This is a genomic window from Streptomyces doebereineriae (genome assembly GCF_031845645.1).
GTDB classification, from domain to species: Bacteria; Actinomycetota; Actinomycetes; order Streptomycetales; family Streptomycetaceae; genus Streptomyces; species Streptomyces canus.
On record NZ_JAVREZ010000023.1, the window covers coordinates 60,577 to 83,252 of the forward strand.

23 protein-coding genes and 1 tRNA gene are annotated in these 22,676 nt (G+C 70.2%); 12 read left to right on the forward strand and 12 right to left on the reverse strand.

Going from position 1 to position 22,676, the window contains the following annotated elements:
* Window positions 1–168: 168 nt before the first annotated feature.
* The 6 genes from RNB18_RS42745 (at window position 169) to RNB18_RS42770 (ending at window position 4,644) form a co-directional block, all read left to right on the forward strand.
* Window positions 169–600 (forward strand): DUF3052 domain-containing protein, encoded by a 432-nt coding sequence (locus tag RNB18_RS42745; RefSeq protein WP_311719525.1) that lies wholly within the window; start codon window positions 169–171, stop codon window positions 598–600.
* 110 nt (window positions 601–710) lie between these two features.
* Window positions 711–1,169: a peroxiredoxin gene (locus RNB18_RS42750; RefSeq protein WP_057615270.1), complete on the forward strand. Its 459-nt coding sequence runs from the start codon at window positions 711–713 to the stop codon at window positions 1,167–1,169.
* Between the two features lie 96 nt (window positions 1,170–1,265).
* The gene (locus tag RNB18_RS42755; protein ID WP_311719527.1) at window positions 1,266–1,841 is read left to right on the forward strand and encodes a TerD family protein; all 576 of its coding nucleotides are present in this window, start codon (window positions 1,266–1,268) and stop codon (window positions 1,839–1,841) included.
* Between the two features lie 126 nt (window positions 1,842–1,967).
* The gene (locus RNB18_RS42760; protein ID WP_266522743.1) at window positions 1,968–2,543 is read left to right on the forward strand and encodes a TerD family protein; all 576 of its coding nucleotides are present in this window, start codon (window positions 1,968–1,970) and stop codon (window positions 2,541–2,543) included.
* Between the two features lie 125 nt (window positions 2,544–2,668).
* The gene (locus tag RNB18_RS42765; RefSeq protein WP_311719528.1) at window positions 2,669–3,817 is read left to right on the forward strand and encodes a DUF475 domain-containing protein; all 1,149 of its coding nucleotides are present in this window, start codon (window positions 2,669–2,671) and stop codon (window positions 3,815–3,817) included.
* Between the two features lie 89 nt (window positions 3,818–3,906).
* Window positions 3,907–4,644 carry a TerD family protein gene (locus RNB18_RS42770; protein ID WP_062042516.1) on the forward strand — a complete coding sequence of 246 codons (738 nt, stop codon included), beginning with the start codon at window positions 3,907–3,909 and terminating at the stop codon, window positions 4,642–4,644.
* Between the two features lie 6 nt (window positions 4,645–4,650).
* Here the strand turns inward: RNB18_RS42770 and RNB18_RS42775 are convergent, their stop codons facing one another.
* Complete coding sequence (locus RNB18_RS42775; protein ID WP_311719529.1) at window positions 4,651–5,433, reverse strand: TerD family protein; 783 nt, start codon at window positions 5,431–5,433, stop codon at window positions 4,651–4,653.
* A 175-nt stretch (window positions 5,434–5,608) separates the two neighbouring features.
* Between RNB18_RS42775 and RNB18_RS42780 the strand changes: the two genes are divergently transcribed.
* The 3 genes from RNB18_RS42780 to RNB18_RS42790 are packed head-to-tail and all read left to right on the forward strand — an operon-like array spanning window position 5,609 to window position 10,101.
* Entirely contained in the window at window positions 5,609–6,772 is a 1,164-nt protein-coding gene (locus RNB18_RS42780; RefSeq protein WP_311719530.1) for an HpcH/HpaI aldolase/citrate lyase family protein, read from the forward strand.
* Window positions 6,773–6,796: 24 nt separating this feature from the next.
* On the forward strand, window positions 6,797–9,277 hold the full coding sequence (locus RNB18_RS42785) for a phosphoribosyltransferase (RefSeq protein ID WP_311719531.1): 2,481 nt from the start codon (window positions 6,797–6,799) through the stop codon (window positions 9,275–9,277).
* Entirely contained in the window at window positions 9,277–10,101 is an 825-nt protein-coding gene (locus RNB18_RS42790) for an HAD family hydrolase (protein WP_311719532.1), read from the forward strand. Before RNB18_RS42785 ends, RNB18_RS42790 begins: the two co-directional genes overlap by 1 nt.
* Here RNB18_RS42790 and RNB18_RS42795 read toward each other — a convergent pair.
* A complete protein-coding gene (locus tag RNB18_RS42795) occupies window positions 10,076–10,708 on the reverse strand; it encodes a DedA family protein (protein WP_311719533.1) in 633 nt (210 codons plus the stop codon). The genes RNB18_RS42790 and RNB18_RS42795 overlap by 26 nt on opposite strands.
* Before the next feature lie 57 nt (window positions 10,709–10,765).
* Window positions 10,766–10,987: an FmdB family zinc ribbon protein gene (locus RNB18_RS42800; protein WP_280867058.1), complete on the reverse strand. Its 222-nt coding sequence runs from the start codon at window positions 10,985–10,987 to the stop codon at window positions 10,766–10,768.
* Window positions 10,988–11,089: 102 nt separating this feature from the next.
* Between RNB18_RS42800 and RNB18_RS42805 the strand changes: the two genes are divergently transcribed.
* Window positions 11,090–12,715, forward strand: coding sequence for an alkaline phosphatase D family protein (locus RNB18_RS42805; protein ID WP_311719534.1), 1,626 nt, complete (start codon window positions 11,090–11,092; stop codon window positions 12,713–12,715).
* 177 nt (window positions 12,716–12,892) lie between these two features.
* Window positions 12,893–14,257 (forward strand): carbohydrate-binding protein, encoded by a 1,365-nt coding sequence (locus RNB18_RS42810; protein ID WP_311719535.1) that lies wholly within the window; start codon window positions 12,893–12,895, stop codon window positions 14,255–14,257.
* 40 nt (window positions 14,258–14,297) lie between these two features.
* On the opposite strand, the gene RNB18_RS42815 is transcribed toward RNB18_RS42810, so the two are convergent.
* The 7 genes from RNB18_RS42815 to RNB18_RS42845 form a co-directional block, all read right to left on the reverse strand.
* A complete protein-coding gene (locus RNB18_RS42815; protein WP_311719536.1) occupies window positions 14,298–15,389 on the reverse strand; it encodes a serine hydrolase domain-containing protein in 1,092 nt (363 codons plus the stop codon).
* Window positions 15,386–16,306, reverse strand: a complete 921-nt coding sequence (locus RNB18_RS42820; protein WP_311719537.1) for a DUF6895 family protein — start codon at window positions 16,304–16,306, stop codon at window positions 15,386–15,388. Before RNB18_RS42820 ends, RNB18_RS42815 begins: the two co-directional genes overlap by 4 nt.
* A complete protein-coding gene (locus RNB18_RS42825; RefSeq protein ID WP_311719538.1) occupies window positions 16,303–17,232 on the reverse strand; it encodes a DUF6895 family protein in 930 nt (309 codons plus the stop codon). Before RNB18_RS42825 ends, RNB18_RS42820 begins: the two co-directional genes overlap by 4 nt.
* Window positions 17,229–17,942 carry a hypothetical protein gene (locus RNB18_RS42830; protein WP_311719539.1) on the reverse strand — a complete coding sequence of 238 codons (714 nt, stop codon included), beginning with the start codon at window positions 17,940–17,942 and terminating at the stop codon, window positions 17,229–17,231. Before RNB18_RS42830 ends, RNB18_RS42825 begins: the two co-directional genes overlap by 4 nt.
* A 13-nt stretch (window positions 17,943–17,955) precedes the next feature.
* Window positions 17,956–18,144 (reverse strand): hypothetical protein, encoded by a 189-nt coding sequence (locus RNB18_RS42835; protein ID WP_311719540.1) that lies wholly within the window; start codon window positions 18,142–18,144, stop codon window positions 17,956–17,958.
* Window positions 18,145–18,284: 140 nt separating this feature from the next.
* A complete protein-coding gene (locus RNB18_RS42840; RefSeq protein WP_311719541.1) occupies window positions 18,285–19,661 on the reverse strand; it encodes a coiled-coil domain-containing protein in 1,377 nt (458 codons plus the stop codon).
* Between the two features lie 80 nt (window positions 19,662–19,741).
* Window positions 19,742–20,512: a DUF4097 family beta strand repeat-containing protein gene (locus RNB18_RS42845; RefSeq protein WP_311719542.1), complete on the reverse strand. Its 771-nt coding sequence runs from the start codon at window positions 20,510–20,512 to the stop codon at window positions 19,742–19,744.
* Window positions 20,513–20,747: 235 nt separating this feature from the next.
* Between RNB18_RS42845 and RNB18_RS42850 the strand changes: the two genes are divergently transcribed.
* Window positions 20,748–20,819, forward strand: a tRNA-Val gene (locus RNB18_RS42850).
* 44 nt (window positions 20,820–20,863) lie between these two features.
* Here RNB18_RS42850 and RNB18_RS42855 read toward each other — a convergent pair.
* Window positions 20,864–21,202, reverse strand: a complete 339-nt coding sequence (locus tag RNB18_RS42855) for a hypothetical protein (RefSeq protein WP_311719543.1) — start codon at window positions 21,200–21,202, stop codon at window positions 20,864–20,866.
* A gap of 51 nt (window positions 21,203–21,253) precedes the next feature.
* Window positions 21,254–22,570 carry an MFS transporter gene (locus RNB18_RS42860; protein ID WP_311719544.1) on the reverse strand — a complete coding sequence of 439 codons (1,317 nt, stop codon included), beginning with the start codon at window positions 22,568–22,570 and terminating at the stop codon, window positions 21,254–21,256.
* Window positions 22,571–22,676: the final 106 nt, after the last annotated feature.

Below are 22,676 nucleotides of genomic sequence, written 5' to 3' on the forward strand. Positions count from 1 at the left end.
CGCGATGATGTGCCTGGAGTTGCGTCGACACGTTCCGGAACGTCACCGTTTCGGCGGTCTGAAACGCCGGGTACTTGCGCGATCCGTCCCGCCCGTGTGGACTACGGCCAATGCTTCGCGCACGCGCGTGGCTGAGACAATCATCAAGACATGATCAGGAGGCAACCCGTGAGCGCGACCGCGGACCACGCGGAGACGAGCCCTGCCGTGAGGCTGGGGTTCCAGCCCGAGCAGGTGGTCCAGGAGATCGGCTACGACGACGACGTAGACCAGGAACTCCGCGAGGCCATCGAGCAAGTCATCGGCAGCGACCTTGTGGACGAGGATTACGACGACGTCGCCGATGCCGTGGTGCTCTGGTTCCGTGACGAGGACGGCGACCTGACCGATGTGCTGGTGGACGCCACCACGTACATCGAGGAGGGCGGCTCGATCCTGCTGCTGACGCCGAAGACCGGCCGGGACGGCTACGTGGAGCCGAGCGACGTCTCCGAAGCCGCGACGACGGCAGGCCTGTCCGCCTCCAAGAGCGTCAGTGTGGGCAAGGACTGGAGCGGCAGCCGGCTGGTGACGCCCAAGGCGGCCAAGTCCAAGAAGTAGCCCTGTGGGACCGGACGGGCCGGCGCGACCGGCCCGTCCGCATACCCGTGGTGATCGCTGCGTAGGGTGGTTGCGTCACTCGAACAGCCCCCCGAAGGGACATCCACGCGATGGCGATCCAGGTCGGCGAAAAGGCCCCCGACTTCGAGCTCAAGGACAACCACGGCCGGGCCGTGAAGCTGTCCGACTTCCGCGGCAGCAAGAACGTCGTGCTGCTCTTCTACCCCTTCGCCTTCACCGGCGTGTGCACCGGTGAGCTGTGCGAGCTGCGTGACAACCTGCCGCAGTTCTCCGACCGCGACACCCAGCTGCTCGCCGTCTCCAACGACTCCATCCACACCCTGCGCGTCTTCGCCGAGCAGGAGGGCCTGGAGTACCCGCTGCTGAGCGACTTCTGGCCGCACGGCGAGGTTTCCCGCGCCTACGGCGTCTTCGCCGAGGACAAGGGCTGCGCGGTGCGCGGCACCTTCGTCATCGACAAGGAGGGTGTGGTCCGCTGGACCGTCGTCAATGCCCTGCCGGACGCCCGTGACCTGAACGAGTACGTGAAGGCGCTCGACACCCTGTGATTGTTCGCCTCCAGGGACTGCGTGGTCCGGGAACCCGTCACTAGGATCGAATCGTTGATCCGGCAGCATCTCAACCAGCAAACCTATGGAGGACTCGTGGGAGTCAGCCTCAGCAAGGGCGGCAACGTATCGCTGACCAAGGAGGCCCCGGGCCTGACCGCGGTCATCGTCGGTCTGGGGTGGGACGTCCGCACCACGACCGGCACCGACTTCGACCTGGACGCCAGCGCACTGCTGCTGAACCCGGCAGGCAAGGTGGCCAGCGACGCCAACTTCGTCTTCTTCAACAACCTCAAGAGCGCGGACGGCTCGGTCGAGCACACCGGTGACAACCTCACCGGTGAGGGCGAGGGCGACGACGAGCAGATCAAGGTCAACCTCGCCGCGGTCCCGGCCGACGTCGACAAGATCACCTTCCCGGTCTCGATCTACGACGCCGAGACCCGTCAGCAGTCCTTCGGCCAGGTGCGCAACGCGTTCATCCGCGTCGTCAACCAGGCCGGTGGCGCCGAGATCGCCCGTTACGACCTCTCCGAGGACGCGTCCACCGAGACCGCCATGGTCTTCGGTGAGCTCTACCGCAACGGCGCCGAGTGGAAGTTCCGCGCCATCGGCCAGGGCTACGCCTCGGGCCTGCGCGGGATCGCCCAGGACTTCGGCGTCAACGTCTAGCCACCTGTCCCATGGGCAGGCCCTCGGACCGGCCCCGGCTCTCTTCGTCCGGCGCCGCACCGTTTGCGTGCGGCGCCGAACGTGCAGGACAAGCACAGAAGCACACTCTCGGGGAGGGAACAGCACATGGGCGTCACGCTCGCCAAGGGAGGGAACGTCTCCCTGTCCAAGGCCGCCCCCAACCTCACCCAGGTGATGGTCGGACTCGGCTGGGACGCGCGCTCCACCACCGGAGCCGACTTCGACCTCGACGCCAGCGCCCTGATGTGCAGCAGCGGGCGGGTCCTGGGTGACGAATACTTCGTCTTCTACAACCAGCTCAAGAGCCCGGACGGCTCGGTCGAGCACACCGGCGACAACCTCACCGGTGAGGGCGAGGGCGACGACGAGTCGATCCTGGTCGACCTCTCCAAGGTGCCGGAGCGGTGCGACAAGATCGTCTTCCCGGTGTCGATCCATGACGCCGACAACCGCGGCCAGACCTTCGGCCAGGTCAGCAACGCCTTCATCCGTGTGGTCAACCAGGCCGACGGCCAGGAACTGGCCCGTTACGACCTCTCCGAGGACGCCTCCACCGAGACCGCGATGATCTTCGGCGAGCTCTACCGCTACCAGGGCGAGTGGAAGTTCAGGGCGGTGGGGCAGGGGTACGCGTCGGGCCTCAGGGGCATCGCTCTCGACTTCGGAGTCAACGTCTCATAACGCGATATGAGCAAAAGCCGGGGCCGGGTGGGGCTTCGAGGGCGCCCGACTACACTTCGCTTCAAAGTTTCGTAAAGCCGAGTGCGGCACGGGGGAATCCCGTACACGTACGGATTGGGTAGCCAGTGGTTCTCAAAACCTTCGGCTGGTCGTTCGCGGTCACCGCGCTCGGCTTGGTCGCTGCGGTTCTCTACGGGGGGTGGGAGGGCTTCGGTGTCGTGGCGATCCTCTCCATCCTCGAGATCTCCCTGTCGTTCGACAACGCGGTGGTCAACGCCGGAATCCTGAAGAAGATGAACGCCTTCTGGCAGCGCATCTTCCTCACGATCGGCGTCCTGATCGCCGTGTTCGGCATGCGGCTGGTCTTCCCCGTCGTGATCGTCGCGATCAGCGCCAAGCTGGGGCCCATCGAGGCGGTCGACCTCGCCCTCAACAACAAGGACCACTACCAGGAGCTGGTGACCGACGCGCACCCGGCGATCGCCGCGTTCGGTGGCATGTTCCTGCTGATGATCTTCCTGGACTTCATCTTCGAGGACCGGGACATCAAGTGGCTGGCCTGGCTGGAGCGGCCGCTGGCCAAGCTCGGCAAGGTCGACATGCTGTCGGTCTGCATCGCGCTGGTCGTCCTGCTGGTGACCGCGTTCACCTTCGCGACCAATGCCCACCAGCACGGTGGCGCGCATGTCGACAAGGCGCAGACGGTCCTGATCTCCGGTATCGCGGGTCTGATCACCTACATGATCGTCGGCGGCCTCTCCGGCTACTTCGAGGACAAGCTCGAAGAGGACGAGGAACGCGAGCACGAGGAGGAGGAACAGGCCGAGCGCGAGGGCAAGCCCAAGTCGGCGGTCCTGATGGCCGGCAAGGCCGCGTTCTTCATGTTCCTCTACCTGGAGGTTCTCGACGCGTCCTTCTCCTTCGACGGCGTGATCGGCGCGTTCGCCATCACCAACGACATCGTCCTGATGGCGCTGGGCCTCGGCGTCGGCGCGATGTACGTCCGGTCCCTGACCGTGTACCTGGTCCGCCAGGGCACCCTCGACGACTACGTCTACCTGGAGCACGGCGCCCACTACGCGATCGGCGCCCTCGCGGTGATCCTCATGGTCACCATCCAGTACGAGATCCACGAGCTCATCACCGGTCTCGTCGGTGTCCTCCTGATCGGCTGGTCCTTCCTGTCCTCCGTACGCCGCAACAGGGCACTGGCGGCCGCCGAGGGAAAAGCCCAGGGCTCGGACGAGAAGACTGAGGTCTCGTCCGGGGTGTGACACCCTTCCTGGTGAGGAACGCTCTGAGCGGGGCGGCCGGCCTCCGGCCGCCCCGCCGGTTTTCTCCAAAGTGAACATGGGGGGCGGGAATGGGCTTCTTGGACGGACTCCGGGGCGGCCGCGAGGTCGACTTCGACTCGGGCAGCGCGGCCAGCAACGCGATCGAACTGACCAAGCGGCACAACCGGGTCTCCCTCACCAAGCAGGGCGCGGCGACCGGGAACCTCCGCGTCAACCTGACCTGGCGGATGCGGACCTCCGACATCGGGGGCTCACAGCGGGAATCGCTGCTGCGGCACCCCTTCAAGGCGCTCAAGCCGCCGGAGGTCCTCGGACACAGCCAGAGCATGGTCAACGTCGACCTCGATCTCGGGTGCCTGTACGAGCTGGCCGACGGCACGAAGGGCGTCGTCCAGCCGCTCGGCGGGCTGCTGGGGGACGTCAACGCACCGCCGTATGTGAAGCTCAGCGGGGACGACCGGTTCGGGTCGGCGTCCGGCGAGACGATGTACGTCAACCTCGATCACCGCGACCAGATCAAGCGGCTGCTGGTCTTCGTGTACATCTACGACCAGACGCCGGCGTTCGACCGGACGCACGCCATCGTGACGCTGTACCCGAGCAATGGGCCGCGGATCGAGATAGGCCTCGACGAGCGGCACCCGCAGGCCCGGTCCTGTGCGGTCGTGATGATCGAGAACGTCAAGGGCGAGCTCATCGTGCGGCGTGAGGTGCAGTTCGTGTACGGGTTCCAGGGCGAGCTGGACCGGCTGTACGGGTGGGGGCTCCAGTGGGGGCGCGGTTACAAGGCGAAGGCGGACCGGTGAGGCCCGCTACCGTCCGATGAACTGCGGACCCTGGGGAGGCATACGGAACTCCGCCGCCGCCGGTACCGGAGTCACCGGCTGCGGGTAGCCGTAGCCCGAGGCCGCCACGGGGGCTGTCGCCGGAGTCGCCTGCTGGGGGTAGCCGTAGGCCGGCTGGGTGGGGACCGAGGCGGCCGACTGGGCCGGTTGCTCCGGGGGCAGGGGGAACGACGTGGGCTCGGGCCGGGACGGGGTCTCCGAGGAGTCGGACTCGTCCACCACGATGCCGAAGTCCGTGGCAAGGCCCTGGAGGCCCTCCGCATAGCCCTCGCCCAGGGCGCGGAACTTCCAGCCCTCGCCGCGGCGGTACAGCTCGCCGCAGATCAGGGCGGTCTCCTCGCCCGTCTCGGGCTTGATGTCGAAGTAGAGCAGCGGCTCGCCGTCGACGACCGAGGCGTCGTACAACAGAATGCGCAGGCCCTGCACACGGCCGAAGGTGGCGTCGTCCACCGACGCGACCAGGAGAATCTGGCTGACGTCGGGCTCGACACCGGCAAGATCTGTCTGGATCGTGTCGGTGGGACCCTCGGCGACGCGCTTCTTGCCGAGGAGCCAGACCTTCCCGGAGGGGTGCCGGGGCTGGTTGTAGAAGACGAAGTCCTCGTCGGATCGCACACGACCGTCGGGGCCGAGGAGGAGCGCCGAGGCATCGACGACCGGGACCCCCTGCCCGGGCGCCCAGCGCAGCACGGCGCGTACCGTGGTGGCTTCCAGCGGGACGTTCGATCCCTTCAGCATGGCGTGCGTCATGCGGTCATCCTGCCCTCTCGGTCCTGGTCACGACAACGCGGGGGTGCGGGACACCGGTTTCTCTGCGTTACCTGAAATTCATGCCCGGTGGGAACCTCGGACATGGGTACCTACGTACTATTACCGGCCACCTGTGATCGGTTCACAGGCGGCACAGCTGCCACGGGGGAGTCATATGCGTCATTTCGGGCACATCGCCCCTGAGGTGCGTCAGCGCCTCTTCCACCAGGAGCCCTGCGAGTTCACGGCGGATTCCTCGGCCCGGCTGCTCTCCGCGGCTCTCGGTGCCACGCTCTACAGTCCGGCCACGCGGCCGCGGCTCGCCGACGACATCGTCAAGCAGGCCGGACGCGGCGTGGTCTCGATGGTGCTGTGCCTGGAAGACTCGATCGGTGACGACGACGTCGCCGAGGGCGAGGAGAACCTCGTCCGGCAGTTCACGGACCTCGCGAACCGGCAGGTGGACCCGCCCCTGCTCTTCATCCGGGTCCGCCACCCCGAGCAGATCCCCGATCTCGTACGACGGCTCGGTCCCGCCGTCCGGCTGCTGTCCGGATTCGTGCTCCCGAAGTTCACCGAGGAACGCGGCATCCCCTTCCTGGAGGCCCTCTCCGGCGCCGAGGTCGCGAGCGGACACCGGCTGTTCGCCATGCCCGTGCTGGAGTCTCCTGAGCTGCTCTACCGGGAGACGCGCGTAGAGACCCTGGAGGGCATCGCCCGCGCGGTCGACAAGTACCGCGACCGGGTCCTGGCGCTGCGCCTCGGCGTCACCGACTTCTGCTCCTCCTACGGCCTGCGCCGCGCCCCCGACATGACCGCCTGGGACGTCCAGATCGTCGCCTCCGTGATCGCCGACGTGGTGAACATGCTGGGCCGCGCCGACGGCACCGGCTTCACCGTGACCGGGCCGGTCTGGGAGTACTTCCGGGTCCAGGAGCGCATGTTCAAGCCGCAGCTGCGCCGCAGCCCCTTCCTGGAGGGACAGGCCGAGGAACTGCGCGAGGCGCTCATCGAGCACGCCATGGACGGCCTGCTGCGTGAGATCACCCTCGACCAGGCCAACGGCCTGCTCGGCAAGACCTGCATCCACCCCTCCCACGTGCTGCCCGTGCACGCACTGTCCGTGGTCAGCCACGAGGAGTTCAGCGACGCGCAGGACATCCTGCGGCCCGAGCGCGGCGGCGGCGGGGTGCTGAGGTCGCAGTACACGAACAAAATGAATGAAGTGAAGCCGCATCGCGCCTGGGCCGAGCGGACCCTGCTGCGCGCCGAGGTCTTCGGGGTGGCCAACGAGGACATCGGCTTCGTGGAGCTGCTCGCCGCCGGAATCTCCGGCTGACCATCCGTGGACATCAAGGGACGCATGAACAAGGCAGTGAACGACCGGGTCTGGTCGGGGACGTGGGTCGCCGACCGGCTCGGCGTCGAACTCGTGGGCGACAGCCGGCTGACCGACCTGCTGGGACTGGCGCTGCGCCGCAACCCCAAGCGGGCCCATCTGCTGGTCTCCAACGTGCTGGGCAAGCATGTCCCGCAGTTGCCGTCGGTGGTCTACGGCCAGGGCTTCGCGCTGGGCCGCAGGGTCCGCGACCTGCTGGGCGACGAGGAGGCGGCCCGAGCGGTCGTCCTCGGCTACGCGGAGACGGCGACAGGTCTCGGCCACTGTGTCGCCGACGGCATCGCCCTCGCCCCCTACCTCCACTCCACCCGCCGCCCGGTCCCCGGCGTGGCCCCCGCGGGCGGCTTCGAGGAGTCCCACTCCCACGCCACGAGCCATCTGCTGCTGCCGGAGGACCCGGCCCTGCTGGCCGGGGACGGCCCATTGGTCCTCGTGGACGACGAGTTCTCGACGGGCAACACGGTCCTGAACACGATCAGGGACCTGCACGAGCGCTATCCGCGGGGCCGGTACGTGGTGGTCGCCCTGGTGGACATGCGGTCGGAGGAGGACGCGGGCCGACTGGACGCTTTCGCGCGGGAGATCGACGCGCGGGTGGACCTAGTGGCAGCGGCTTCGGGCACCGTACGCCTGCCCGACGGCGTGCTGGAGAAGGGGCAACATCTGGTCGCCGAGCACGAAAGTGCCGTAGGGGCGCGGGGCTGTATCGAATCTGCGGCTACCGCCGCGTGGGCGCGACCAGCCCCCACCCGCCCGCACTCGGCAATCAACCGCATGGACCTCATGTGGCCCCGAGACGTCCCGGACGGCGGCCGCCACGGATTCACTCCCCAGCACCGAATACGCCTGGAGACCGCCCTCCCCGCCATGGCCGCAAGGCTCGCCGAGTCCCTCCCGGCAGACGCGCACCGCGTGCACATCCTCGGCTTCGAAGAACTCATGTACGCCCCGCTGAGACTCGCCCGAGAACTCGAACAGGTCGCTGAAGGCGTGGAGGTGACCTACTCCACGACCACCCGCTCACCGGTGCTCGCCGTCGACGACCCCGGCTACGCCATCCGCAGCCGGATCGTTTTCCCCGCCCACGACACCCCCGCCGACGGCCCCGGCGACCGCTACGCGTACAACGTCGCCGGCGCCGATTTCGACGCGATCGTCGCCGTGATCGACTCCACCGCCGACACCCCCGAACTGCACGCCCCCGACGGCCTCCTGGCCCAACTCGCCGCGCACACCCAGCAGGTCGTCCTCGCCGTCGTCCCCAGCTACACCCCCGAAAGGCCCCCCATGCTCTCCGAGCCCCTCCGCGGCCCCGCCTTCTCCTCGTACGCCCCCGAGGAGGTCGGCTGGCTGCTCCAGGACCTCTCGGACGTCACGCTGGAGGCGCCGACCGAGGAGCGCGAGGAGGCCATCCAGAGCGGCGGCGCGCACTACGCGGAATCGCTCCCGGTGGAGTACCAGCCGAGCGACCAGTACCAGGAGCTGTTCCGGACGGCCCTGCGGGAGTCCTCCGCGAGGCTCGCCCAGGCGGTCGGCGCGGTGACGGAGATCGTGCTCCAGGAGCGCTCGCCCCGCCCCGTCCTGGTCTCCCTCGCCCGCGCCGGCACCCCCGTCGGGGTCCTGATGCGCCGCTGGGCCCAGTTCCGCCACGGCCTCGAACTGCCGCACTACGCGGTCTCGATCGTCCGAGGCCGCGGCATCGACGCCAACGCCCTGCGCTGGCTGGCCGGACACCACGACCCCGCCGACGTCGTGTTCGTCGACGGCTGGACCGGCAAGGGCGCGATCACGCGTGAACTGACGGAAGCGATAAGGCAGTTCGAGGCCGAGGGTGGTTCCGTCGGCTTCGATCCGGAGATCGCCGTGCTCGCCGACCCGGGCTCGTGCGTGAAGACGTACGGCACCCGCGAGGACTTCCTCATTCCGTCCGCGTGTCTCAACTCCACGGTGTCCGGCCTGATTTCGCGTACGGTCCTGCGCGCGGACCTGGTCGGCCCGGACGACTTCCACGGCGCGAAGTTCTACCGTGAACTCGCCGGCGCGGACGTGTCGGTGGAGTTCCTGGACGCCGTCGCCGCCCGCTTCCCCGAGGTCGCCGAGGCGGTCGGCGCACAGGTCAAGGAGCTCCTCTCCAGTGACCGGGAGCCCACCTGGGAGGGCTGGGCGGCGGTCGAACGCATCAGCGAGGAGTACGGCATCCACGACGTCAACCTCGTCAAGCCGGGCGTCGGCGAGACCACGCGGGTGCTGCTGCGCCGGGTGCCGTGGAAGATCCTGGCGCGGGCCGGGGCGGGCGCCGACCTGGACCACGTACGCCTGTTGGCCGAGCAGAGAGGTGTCCCGGTGGAAGAGGTCGCCGAACTCCCGTACACCTGCGTGGGGTTGATCCACCCCAAGTACACGCGGGGCGCGACGGGCGCCGACGGCAGGGCGGTGACCCTCTGATGCCGACGCAGCCTCCGGTGCTCGTGGCGAGCGACCTCGACCGTACGCTCATCTACTCCGCCGCCGCCCTGGCGCTCACCATGCCGGACGCGCGGGCGCCCCGGCTGCTCTGCGTCGAGGTGCACGAGAGCAGGCCGCTGTCGTACATGACGGAGACCGCGGCCGGGCTGCTCTCCGAGCTCGGGGACGCGGCGGTCTTCGTGCCGACGACGACCCGCACCCGCAAGCAGTACCAGCGCATCAACCTGCCGGGCCCCGCGCCCACTTACGCGATCTGCGCGAACGGCGGCCACCTGCTGGTCGACGGCGTCACCGACGTCGACTGGCACACCCGCGTCACGGCCCGCCTCGCCGACGAGTGCGCGCCCCTGGAGGAGATCCGCGCGCACCTCCAGGAGAGGGCCGATCCCTTGTGGGTGCGCAAGCACCGGATCGCCGAGGATCTCTTCGTCTACCTCGTCGTCGAGCGTGAACTGCTGCCCGAGGACTGGGTGAAGGAGCTCGCGGTGTGGGCCGAGAACCGCGGCTGGACGGTCTCCCTCCAGGGCCGCAAGATCTACGCCGTCCCCAAGCCGCTCACCAAGAGCGCGGCCATGCGCGAGGTGGCCCGGCGCACCGGCGCCGCCCTGACGCTGGCCGCGGGTGACTCCCTGCTGGACGCCGACCTGCTCCTCGCGGCCGACCGGGGCTGGCGGCCCGGACACGGGGAGCTGGCGGACGTGGGCTGGACGGCTCCGGCGATCACCGCGCTGCCGGAGCGGGGCGTCGCGGCGGGGGAGCGGATCCTGCGCGAGCTCCTCAGGACGGCTCGGACACCTCAGTAGGACTCGGCCGACCTCGCCGCAGCAGTCGTACGGCTACGAAGGCCACGACCGAGAGCGCGGCGACCGCGAGGACGACCTTCGAGTACGCGGACACGAGGTCGGTGACCTGGGTCCAGTTGGCGCCCAGGGCGTGGCCCGCGAGGACGAACGCCGTGTTCCACAGGGCGCTGCCCAACGTGGTCAGCGCCAGGAACACGGGCAGCGGCATGCGTTCGACGCCGGCCGGGACGGAGACGAGGCTGCGGAAGACCGGGATCATCCGGCCGAAGAACACCGCCTTGGTGCCGTGCCGCAGGAACCAGGCCTCGGTCCGCTCGATGTCCGAGACCTTGACGAGGGGCAGCCGGGCCGCGAGCGCCACCGTGCGGTCCCGGCCCAGGAGCGCGCCGACGCCGTAGAGCGCGAGGGCGCCGATCACCGAGCCCGCCGTCGTCCACAGCAGCACGGCGGCCAGGCTCATCCGGCCGGTGCTCGCCGCGAAGCCCGCGAGCGGCAGGATCGCCTCGCTCGGGATGGGCGGGAAGAGGTTCTCCAGAGCGATGGCGATCCCGGCACCGGGCGCGCCGAGCGTGTCCATGAGGCCGTTGACCCAGTCGATGGCTGACATGGGCCCACGCTAGGGAGGCGGACCTGAAGGCAGCCTGAAGAGGTCTTCGTACGGCGGTCAGCCGCAGCAGCCTCCGCCGCAGCAGCCGCCTCCACCGCCACCCGCCTGGGGCGCCGGGGCCGACGCGGACGCCGAGCCGCCCACCGCCACCGTCGACAGCAGCTTCACCGTGTCGTCGTGGCCCGCGGGGCAGTCGGCGGGGGCGGAGGACTCGGCCATGGGACGGCTCAGTTCGAAGGTGTCGCCGCAGGTCCGGCAGCGGTACTCGTAGCGAGGCATGAGCACAGGTTAACCGGCGCCCCGGCGGGGTGCCCGAATTCTGAACTTTGTCCGGTTAGCATACGGGGGTTCTCTGCCGACGATCAACCGTGGGGGGACCCCTTGGCTGTCCGACAAAAACCCGAACTGCTCGCCGCCGCCCGGTACTTCGGGCGGCGCCGGTTTCTCACGGTCACCGCAGCGGCCGCCGCTCTCGCGTTCAGCACCCACCTGCCGGCCCGGGGCGCGGCGGGCTCCACCGAACTCGACGCGGCGAGGATCGCCGTCGATCCGTTCACCCTCGGCGTCGCCTCCGGGGACCCGCTGCCCGACTCCGTGCTGCTGTGGACCCGGCTCGCCCCCGCCCCGTTCGAGCCGGACGGCGGTCTGCCCCAGCAGCACGTCACCGTCGAGTGGGAGGTAGCCCTCGACGAGAGCTTCAGCGCCCCCGTCCGCAGTGGCGTCGACATCGCCTACCCCGAGTACCACCACACCCTGCACATCGACGTCGCGGGCCTCGAGCCCGACCGCGTCTACTACTACCGGTTCAAGACCGGCACCTGGATCAGCGAGACGGGCCGTACGCGCACGGCGCCGGTCACCACCGCCGCCGCCGCGTCGCTCACCTACGCCGCCGTCTCCTGCCAGGCCTACCACGACGGGTACTACACGGCGCACCGCCATCTCTCCCAGGACGACGTCGACGTGGTCTTCCACCTCGGCGACTACCTGTACGAGTACGCCGTGAACGCCACGGGCGGCCAGCGCGCCTACACCGACCGCAAGCTGCCCGCCCTCTTCAACCGTGAGGCCATGACCCTGGAGGACTACCGGCTGCGCTACGCGCTCTACAAGAGCGACCCGGACCTGCGGGCGGCCCATGCCGCGCACCCCTTCGTCGTCACCTGGGACGACCACGAGACCGAGAACAACTACGCGAACGCCATCAGCGAGAACAACGATCCGCCGGAGGCGTTCCTGCTGCGCCGCGCCGCCGCCTACCGGGCGTACTGGGAGAACCAGCCGCTGCGCGGCGCGCAGTTGCCGAACGGTCCCGACGCGCGTCTCTACCGCCGGCTCCAGTGGGGCACCCTCGCCCAGTTCGACATCCTCGACACCCGGCAGTACCGCTCCGACCAGGTGTACGCGTCCACCAAGCACTCCGGCGGTCCGCTCCAGGACGACCCGGCGCGCACCATGACCGGGGCGGCACAGGAGAGCTGGCTGATCGACGGCTGGCGTGACTCACAGGCCCTGTGGAACGTGATGCCGCAACAGGTCTGCTTCTCGCAGCGCAAACTCGACCTCACGTCGGAGCCCCTGATGTCCATGGACGCCTGGGACGGCTACCGGGCCTCGCGCCGCAGGATCCTCGACGGCGCCAAATCGGCCGGGGTCGAGAACCTGGTGGTGATGACCGGGGACGTGCACGTCGGCTACGCCTTCGACATCAAGGACGACTTCGACGACCCGGCCTCCGCAACCCTGGGCACGGAGTTCACCGCCACCTCGGTCTCGAGCGGACGGGACGGCGCCGAGCGGCCCCCCACCTGGGACACGTACCTCAAGGCCAACCCGCATCTGAAGTTCTACGACGGGCGCCGCGGCTATGTGAGGGTCACACTCGACCGGCAGCAGGCGCAGGCCGACTTCAGGACCGTGTCCGCCGTGACCAAGCCGGGCGCGCCGATCACCACCGCCGCGTCCTTCGTGACGGAGGCCGGCGACCCGGGCCTCCAGCCCGCCTGAGGAACTGCCGGGCACCGGTATCCGGTGTGACGGCCCGTCGGCATCCCGTGCTCCGCCGGGCGGCCCTTTCTTGTCGTCCGATGCGTGGAACGGGCAGGAAGCGGACATCGTTTGTCCGGTTATCGGCAAAACCTAGGGATTCGAGACCTTTTGTACTCACACCCGAGGAGATGCCTGATGGTCCACAGACACGCTTCGGCCGGCTGTGCAGCGTTGACGCTGCTCAGTGCCCTCGTGCTCACGGGGCTGCCCGCGGCCGCGGCCGTCGAGCCCCCCGCGCCGACGCCGGCGCCCTCCGCCGCCGAGATGCTCGGCGCGAACAATCCCTCGCCCGCGGTCCTGCGGGCGCTGAAGCGTGATCTGCGCCTGACCGAGGATCAGGCCAGGACGCGCCTGGTCAACGAGGCCGAGGCGGGCACTCGCGCGGGCCGCCTCCAGAACGCGCTGGGCAAGCGCTTCGCGGGAGCCTGGGTGAGCGGCGACACCTCCGCGGACCTGACGGTCGCGACCACCGACGCCGCGGACAGCCCCGCCATCGAGGCCGATGGAGCGCGGGCCGTGGTCGTCAGGACCCCGCTGCAGGACCTGAAGACCGCCAAGACGAAGTTGGACGCTTCCGTGACCGGCGAGGCCCTGGACACGCCGGTCCGGTACATCGACGTACGGACCAACCGGGTGACGGTGCAGGCGAAGAGCCGTGCCGCCGCCAACAGGCTCATCGCGGCCGCCCACGTCGACAGCGCGATCGTGGACGTCAAGGTGTCGTCCGACCAGCCGCGCGCCCTGTACGACATCCGGGGCGGTGACGCCTTCTACATCGACGGCACGGCCCGCTGTTCCGTAGGGTTCGGCGTCACCAAGGGCGCCCAGCAGGGGTTCGCGACGGCCGGCCACTGCGGCAACGCGGGGGCGAAGACCACCGGGTACAACCAGGTCGCCCAGGGCACCTTCCAGGCGTCCGTGTTCCCCGGGCGGGACATGGCGTGGGTGGGCGTCAACAGTGACTGGACCGCGACGCCCGCCGTCAAGGGCGAGGGCGGCCAGGACGTCCAGACCGCCGGCTCGGTGCAGGCCCTGACGGGGGCCGCGGTGTGCCGGTCCGGTTCCACCACGGGCTGGCACTGCGGCACGATCGAGCAGCACGACACGAGCGTCAGCTACTCCCAGGGCACCGTCGACGGCGTGACCCGTACGACGGTGTGCGCGGAGCCGGGCGACTCCGGTGGCTCGTACATCTCGGGAGTCCAGGCACAGGGCGTCCTGTCCGGCGGGTCGGGCGACTGCACGAGCGGCGGAACGACCTTCTACCAGCCGATCAACCCGCTGCTCAGCACATACGGCCTCACTCTCAGGACGAGCACGAGCGAGAGCGGTACCACCGCCCCCGAGGACGGTCAGACGGGTGGCTGGGCCGCGGGTCAGGTGTACGAGGTGGGCGCGCGGGTGACCCTCGACGGCGTCTCGTACGAGTGCCTGCAGCCCCATCAGGCGCAGGCCGCGTGGCAGCCGGCCCTCGCTCCGGCCCTGTGGCAGCGCGTCTGAGGACGCGGTGATGTCGGCGATGCCTGAGCTCGTCGGCCCGTTACATCTCTGCCAGCAGGGTGTACGCGGTCGGCACGAAGGCATCGCCGGCGCGGAAGCGGCGGGTGCACACGGCGGCCAACGCCGTTCCGATGTCGGGCCTGAAGCCCAGGAAGGCCTGCTGACCGAGTGTCGCCCCGCCGTGGAAGTACATCGGACCGCTCTGCGTCGGGTGCTGGAACCAGGCCACCGTGTGCACATGCCGGTGCCCGAGACCGCGCCGGAGCACAGGGCTGCGTACCGCGCGCAGGGCAGCGGTCAGCGGGCTGCCCGACGGATCCAGATGTGCTTCCAGGAACGTGAGCAGATCGTGCGGGGTGGCCCGGACCGCGCCGGCCGCCTGGAAGCCGCCCACGGTCAGCGGCGGAACGGGAGTGCTGCCGTTCCTGCGGTGCCCGGTGGCGTCGGTGTCCGGGCCGCCGGGGGCGAGGGTGGCGCCGCTCAGCCGGAGCGGATCCAGCACCTGACCGGTGAGCAGCTCGTCCCACGGGGTGGCGGTCGCCGCCGTCAGGGCGTGACCGAGGACGGCGACAGCGAAGTTGGAGTAGTGCCAGCGGGTGCCGGGCCGGTGGCGTTGCCGGTGGCGCAGAAAGGCGTCGACCACGCGCTCGGCCGGATAACGGGCGTAGGGGTTGGTGTGCCAGGCCGGCAGTGCCCGGACGAAGAAGTCGGCGGGCAGGGCGGGTAGTCCGGAGGTGTGGGTGATCAGGTGGGCGAGGGTGACGGGATCCTCGCCGGGCCGCCGAGCCGGGTCCAGCAGGGCGGCGGCGGGCTCGCCCGCGGACAGCAGGCCCGTCTGGGTCAGGTGGGCCAGCAGTAGTCCGGTGAACGTCTTGGAGGCCGAGCCCATTTCGTAGCGCAGCTGATCGCGGGGGACGGGCGGGGGCGGCGCGGTGCCCCCGGTGCGTACGGTGCGGCGACCGTACCGGGAGAGGGCGAAGACGACGTCGGGCGCGTCCACGGCGGCGACGGCCTCGTCGAGCCGCCACACCGCCTCGTCGTCGTCGAGTGTCCCCCGCCACGTCACGCCGGTGACGTCGGGCGGGATGCCCGGCCAGGGGGCGGGACGCGCGGGCTGTGCGCCGACGGTCATGACGGTGTGTGCGCCAACTGTGTCAGGGCGCGGGACGTGGCCAGTACGGAGGCGAAGGCGGCGACCAGCGTCGGGTGGTAGACCACGTCGAAGACCTCCTCGGGTTCGCCCTGCGGCATCGTGCGCACAGCGGGCATCGCGCCGTCGGGCTGTTGGGCGGCGGCGAAGCCCTCCCACGCCCGCTCGTCGAACGTGGGGCGGGGCAGACAGGCATCGACGACGAGCAGTTCACCGAGCAGGTCCCAGCGTTGCAGGTCGAGCCAGTCGTCCAGCCAGACGGGCAGCCAGTCCGCGAGGTAGCCGGCGACTTCGGCCGGCAGACCGTCGGGGTTCTCTCCCCAGTCGGTGAGGTGGAAGACGGTGTGGGTGATGTCGTAGGCGATGTGCCCTTCCACGGTCCAGGGTTCGGGTGAACGCCCCAGCCACGTCGCGCCGACGACGTCGGCCTCCGGAACCCGGGGCGGCAGGCCGAAGCGGCGCTGGAAGGCGGACAGGCCCAGGCGCCGGACCGGCGACATCTCCAGGGCGGTGTAGCTGTCCAGCCGCTGGTTGAGCCGGAAGGCCCGCTCGGCCTCGGGGCTGCTGTATCCCAGCTCCTTGAAGGGCAGGTACACCTCGAAGGGGATGGGCGAGAGGGGCTCGGTGCGCTGCCCGCGCACCAGCATCCGGCCGCCGTCCAGCGTGTGACACCAGGCGTGGTCGATCAACTGCCGTGCCAGCGTGGACTGTCGGGATCCGGCGACGCCCTCGCGGAACAACACCTTGCAGATGAGCGCCAGTTCGCCGACCGGCTTGAAGCGTTCCAGGAAGCCGACCTCCGGGTCGACATCCAACTCCAGCCGGAATCCGTCGCGGTGGGCGTGCAGCCACTCGAGAGCGCCGACTCCGATGTGGTGGATGAGACGCGTGTTGTTCATCCCGGCACTCCCTGTCCGTCCGCCGCGGCCATCTCGCGCAGCCGGTTGACGGTCAGTACGGAGGCGAAGGCCGTCATCAGTGTCGAGTGGTAACAGTCGATGAAGTCGGGTGCGGTGGAACGGCCGCCCACCTCCGGGACGGCGCCCGAGTCGTTCTGCACCACCGAGAGTCTCGCCCAGGTCTCCTGGAACAGGGCGAGGTCCGGCGGGCCGGGCAGACTGCTCGCCACGGCCAGCAGTTCGCAGCTCAGGTCCCACTGCTCGTCCTCCAGACAGGTGTCGAGCCAGGGCGCGAGCCAGTGCCGGAGATAGGCCGCGACGGGCGGGGGTACGGCCTGCGGGGTCAGGCCCCAGTCGGTGAGATGGAAGATCACATGGGTGAGCGTGTAGCCGGCGGCCAGTTCGAACGTCCACGGCTCCGGCAGGCCGGCGAGCCAGGTGCGGCGCAGTGCCCGCGGCATGTCCTCGTGTTCCGGGAGGCCGCTGCGGCGCTCGGAGTTGAGCACACTCATGCGACGATTCGGTTCCTGCTCCGTCAGGTGCCAGCCGCGGGTACGGGCCACCGTCGCGGTGGCGCTCTCGTAGCCGGCGTGGCGCAGGCCCGCCGACGCGAACGCCGCGTAGATCTCCAGCGGATAGGTCGCGAAGGGTTCGAGGCGCTGCAACTCTGCGAAGAGGGCGCCGCGCCCGGTCTGTTGCCACGCGAACGACAGCAGGTCGGACGCCAGCACGTGGAGCGGGTCGGCCGGATCGGTGTGCCGTCGCACGCAGACGCACACCTGGGCCAGCTCGCCGAGGGGTTTCCAGGTGGTGTTCACGTTGCCGTGCTCGGCGAGCGCGTCGTCGCCGAGCGCGAAGCCCTCGCGATGGGCGGACACCCAGGCCAACGCGGCCGCGCCCAGAGCCCGGACCTCGTGCGCCGTCACACCGGCACTCCGGCGCGCATCAGTTGAGCGGCCTCGACCTGAAACGCCACGCGGGCGTCCTCGCCGCCCATCTGTGCCACGAACTCCAGCCCGGTGTCCAGGCCCAGCGTCTGCGGCACATCGTCGAGGAGGACCAGCCAGCGTCCCGCTCCGGCTGCCTGGAGCCAGTCGCGGCGGCGGACCGCTCGTACGAATCCCCGGGCGACGTCGACCGGGCGGCGGCGCGCCGCACGGGCCACCGCGCAGTCCTCGCCGGGGAGCGCGAGCGGGGCGAGCACCGCGAGTTGGTGGGTCAGGAACTGCCACGGTGCGTCGTCGAGCCAGGCGGCCTCGGGCTCGGTGTCGTCGCCCGACGCGCCGTCGAGGGACGCGTCCAGCCGCAGGAGCGCCCGCCGCATGGCCCAATGGCTCCACACCGAGGTGGGAGGGGCTCCGGCGGGTGGCGGGTAGGCGTGCAGGGCCCTGCTGAACACGGTGAGATCGTCCGATGCGGGGGGCGCACAGCGCAGCAGGACGCTCGGCAGGACGACATCGGCTCCGACCACGCGTACGGCGGCGAGGGCCGGGTCGGCGGTCGCCTCGGGGCCGTTGCCCCGCGCGACCGTGCCTGCGAGGCGGAACTGGTCTCCGCTCCGAAGAGCGGAGACCAGTTCCGACATGAGGCCCTGCACCGCGCCCGCGAGGCGGGTCGAAGTGCCTGACTGCTCCATTCGGGTTCTCCCGTCAGCCCTTCTTCGGCCGTGGCGTCGGAGGCGAGAGCAGGAGTTGGCTGTGCGACGACACCAGAGCGAGCGCCGCGCACTGGCGGCTGTCGCGGTAGTAGCCGTCGGCCTCGACCGGGTCGAGAGCGGCTTCGACGTCGATGCCGGGTGCGTCGGTGAGGTCGTCGATCAGGAACTCGGTGGAAGACATACCACCATCTCCTTTATGAGAGATATGCGGGTCTCAATCCATGTCACCCCATTCGAGCGATCTATGCAAAAGAGGGCGATTTGTCTATCTCGTGCGAGATTCAATCTCCCGCTCGCGAGTAGTTGACGAGTGACGCACTCTCAGTGCGAGCCCCCGCGCTCCTCGCGGATCTGCGAGACCACCCGCGCCACTGTCTGCCGTACCGCTTCCGTCTCGGTCAGGAAATGCCAGTAGTCGGGGTGGCGGCCTTCCAGGGTGGCGATCGCCCGGTCCAGGCGGGCCACGGAGTCGTCCAACGGGCGTGCGTGCCTGGGGTCGGGGGTGTTGCGGCCGCTCATGGCGAGGCGCTGGGCGTCGCGGATGGCGAAGCGGGTGCGGTCGATCTCCTGCTGGGGGTCCTTCTGCACGGCGTTCAGCCGGTGCAGCCGGTCGCCGGCGGCGGAGACGGACTCGTCGGTGGTGTTGAGCAGGGCGCGGACCGTGGAGAGCAGGGAGGTCGCGTCCGGCCAGCGCTGTTCGTCACGCGCGGCGCGGGCTTCGCGGAGTTTCTGCTCGGCCTGCCGTACGTTCTCCGTGGCCTGGTCCGGGACGTGCTGGAGGTCCTGCCAGCAGGCGGCGGTGAACCGGCGGCGCAGTTCGCTGAGCACCGGGTCGACCTGGCCCGCGCGGGTGGTGAGGGCCTCGGCGCGGGTGCGCAGGGAGACGAGCCGGTGGTCGATCTCCGCGGCCCGCTCCGGCAGCCGCTCGGCCTCCACCCGGATCGACTCGGCCTCCCGCGCGACCCGTTCGGCCCGCTCCAGGGTCTGCGGCACGCCGTGCTGTCCTGCGCCCTGGTTGAGCTTGGTCAGTTCGGGTCCGAGGGCGGCGAGCCGGGCGGCGAGGTCGTCCGCCTGCAGCCCCGACTCCCGTACGGCGTCCAGGGCGTTGGAGGCGGCCAGCAACCCCTGCCGGGCCCGCTCGACGGCCGGGGCGAGGCGGGCGAGCTGGGTCTCGGCCTTGCCGAGCAGCGGTCCGAGGCTGTCGCCGAAACGGTCCAGCTCCCGCTTGACGTTGCCGAGGTCGTCCTTGGCCCGGGTGAGCTCGGTACGCGCGTGTGCGGCGGCCGAGGCCTCCAGGTCGTCCCGGTCGAGGTCGTGGGCGTCGACGGCCTCGATATAGCGCTGACTGGCCTCGTCGATCCGCCCGCTGACCGCTTGGAAGTCGGCGACCGCACGCCGGGCGGCGGGGGAGGCGTCGACGGCCGTGATGGTCTCGATCGAGATCCGCAGATCCCGCTGGGCGGTGTCCAGTTCGTAGAACGCGGCGGCGGCGGCGTCCTTCGCGGCCTGCGCCTCGGCCCGCTGGCTCTCCGCCCGCCCGCCGAACCACCGCCGGGTGCCCCCGCCGGCGAACGAGGCAGGCAGCGCGAGGACGGCGAGCAGGGGCAGACCGACGAGGGTGAGGGTGTCCTTGAGCGCCTGGCGGTGTGCGCGCGGCACCGACGACGACGAGTACGGCTGCGATGGTGTCGCCGTCACATCCCTCTCCCGTGCTGTGTTCCGTCCTGGCGGGGCCCGGTGTCATTCTCCCACCGGTAGAGGACGAACACACGGGCCGATCAGTTCGCGGTTCGAACAGTGACATTGCCGTCTCCGCTCTGAGCGGACACGACGTGGTCGCTGGAGTCGGACCGGGGCACGGACACATCGATGCCTCCGTCGCCGGTTTTGGTGTCCACGCGGTAGGTGGCCTTCGGCAGCTCGACGGTCACGGAGCCGTCGCCGCTGCGGGTCTCCACCCGGTCCGGTACGGCGCCGAGTTCGAGGTGGAGCGAGCCGTCCCCGGTACGGGCGGTGACGCGGCGGGAGGTGACGTCCGCCCTCATGGAGCCGTCGCCGGTGTGCAGCTCCAGCGGCCCGCTGGAGTCGGTGACCCGCACGGAACCGTCGCCGGTGCTGATGCTCAGCGGCCGGGTGAACCCCCGGGCCCGCACACTGCCGTCGCCGTCCTGGACCTTCACGCTGACGTCCCGCGGCACCTCGATGCGGTGCTTGGCCGCGCAGTCGGCCACGACACCGCTGCACTTCATGCGCAGCACCAGCCGGTCGTCCTTCATCGACCAGGTCACCTCGGGGTCCTTGCCGAGGGCGACGGTCCCCTGGAACCAGCGGGTGACCTCGACCGTGCCCTTCTTGTTCGAATCGGCGGCGACGATCTCCAGCGCCGAGTCGTCGGAGTCGACGGTGAGGGTGTTGCCGTGGAGGGCGAAGGACTTGTGGTCGGGGGTCTTGTCGTCCCCGGCGGAGGCGCCGCAGGCGGTGGCCCCCGCGACGACGAGCGCGACGACCCCGGCCGCGGCGGCGGCACGTACGGGAACGGAACGGACCATGACGATCTCCCCCTGATCTAGCCCTGAGCGGGCGGCCGCGGGCAGTCCGCGACCCTGGTTCGAGGCTAGGGACCGGGGGTCCCGCGGGGGATCCGGGTCGCTCCCGGATCGGGGGTGGGGTTTTCCCCCGTATCAACCCTGACGCCTGCCCTGACTCCTGCCCCGACTCCGCCGAACCCCCGGCCAAGGGTTTGCAGGACAGGGCCCCGGGCAAGGTAGGCTGTCGACTCGTCTCGGGTGCGTAGCTCAGGGGTAGAGCGCCTGCCTTACAAGCAGGATGTCGGCGGTTCGAAACCGTCCGCGCCCACCGGAGAAGGACCCCGGCCGATCTCGGCCGGGGTCCTCCGTCGTTCAGCCGGTTTCCGGCCTGCGGGACGCGTGCTTCAGCCTGGTGCGGGCGTCCACGCGCTCCGGTGTCGCCACGTCCGTCCAGAAGCGGTGGGTCGTGACGAAGACCGCGAGTTCGTGTTCGCGCTGCCGGAGCTTTTCCACCTCGGCCTGTTCGTCGGGGGTCCAGCCGGGGGAGGCGGGGCGCTCCACCTTCCGCCAGCCGTTGCTGTCGCTGAAGCCGTCCAGCGGCGCGACCGACCAGGGAAGCCGCTTGAGCAGGGCCGACAGCTCGGCCCGGACCTGATGCAGCTCCTCCTGACCGGCGAGGAGGTCACTCGGAAAGTCATAGGTCGTAGCCACGGCACAATGCTACGCCTGTTCGATTTTGGGTTGCGAGTGGCTTCCGGAGGTTCATGCGAACGGGGGCGTTCGATCCCTCCCGCCTTCTGCACATGCTGGGAGCGACCGTCCCAGGCGGGCGAGTGGGGACAGGGCCATCACCACGGGCGACAGCAGCATGCCCGCGGCCGTCACCAGGAGGCTGGTGCGCAACCCCCACTCCTGCGCGAGGAATCCGCCGAGCAGGGAGCCGAGCGGGGTCATGCCCATGCCGACGAACGTGATCGTGGCGGCCACGCGGCCCTGCATCCGGTCCGGGGTGGCCGTCTGCCGGACGGCCATGACCGTGACGTTCACCAACTGGCCGCCCGTCCCGAACACGAAGCCGACCGCGAGAAGCACCGGAACCGTCACCGCGGCGGAGCCGTGCAGCGCGGGCACGCACAGGAACGCGCCGTCGCCGAGTGCCGCCGCGGACACGAGCACCACGCCGTACCCGAACCGGTCCGGCAGCCGGGCGGCCAGCACCGAGCCCAGGAGCGCGCCCGGCCCCGTCGCCGCGAGCGCCAGCCCGACTTCGGTGCCCGACAGGTGCAGCTCCCGCGGCAGGAAGAGCAGATAGACGGTCATCAGGGCCGCGAAGCAGAACTGGAAGGCGGCCGAGGCCAGGCACACGGTCCGCAGCGAGGTGTCGCCGACGACGAAACGGAGGCCCTCATGGATGCGCCGCCCTGTGCGAGGGGGATGTTCCGAGCGCTCCGGGATCGATTCGCGGTGACGGATCCGCCGGATCGACAGGAACGACAGCGCGAAGAACAGTGCGCCGGAGGCGGCGGCGATCGGCGCCGACAGCAGGGACACCAACGCACCGCCGAGGGCGGGACCGCCGATCTGCGCTGCGGACCTGCTGCCCTCGAGCGCGCTGTTGCCCCGCACCAGCTGGTCGCGTCTCACCAGCCGCACGAGAGACGCCTGGTACGCCACGTCGAAGAACACGGACAGAGCGCCCACGGTGAAGGCGACCACGAGCAGCGCGGGCAGGCCGAGCAGGTCGAGGAGACCGCCCAGGGCGGCGGCGCCCAGTGCAAGGGTCCGGCCGGCGTCGGTCAGCACCATCACCGTGCGGGTCCGCCAGCTGTCCACCCACGCGCCGGCGAAGAGCGAGAGCAACAGGATCGGCGCCTGCCCCACAGCGCGGAGGACGCCCAGCTGGCCGGCACTGGCGTCGAGCGTCAGCACGGCGAAGAGCGGCAATACCAACAGACTTGTGTGCTCGCCGAGTTGGGAGGCCGTCTGGCCCACCCAGAGGCGACGGAAGTCACGGTCCCGCCACAGGCTCGACGGGGCGGGGCGACCGGAATCGGACACGGCGGAGGAAGCGGACGGCACGGAGAACCTCGTATCGAAGGCTTGCTGTGCCACACCGTCAGGGGCAGCACGCGATGACAGGCCGGACGGCCTAGGACGTCAACGCGCGCTCGGAAGACCGGGCATG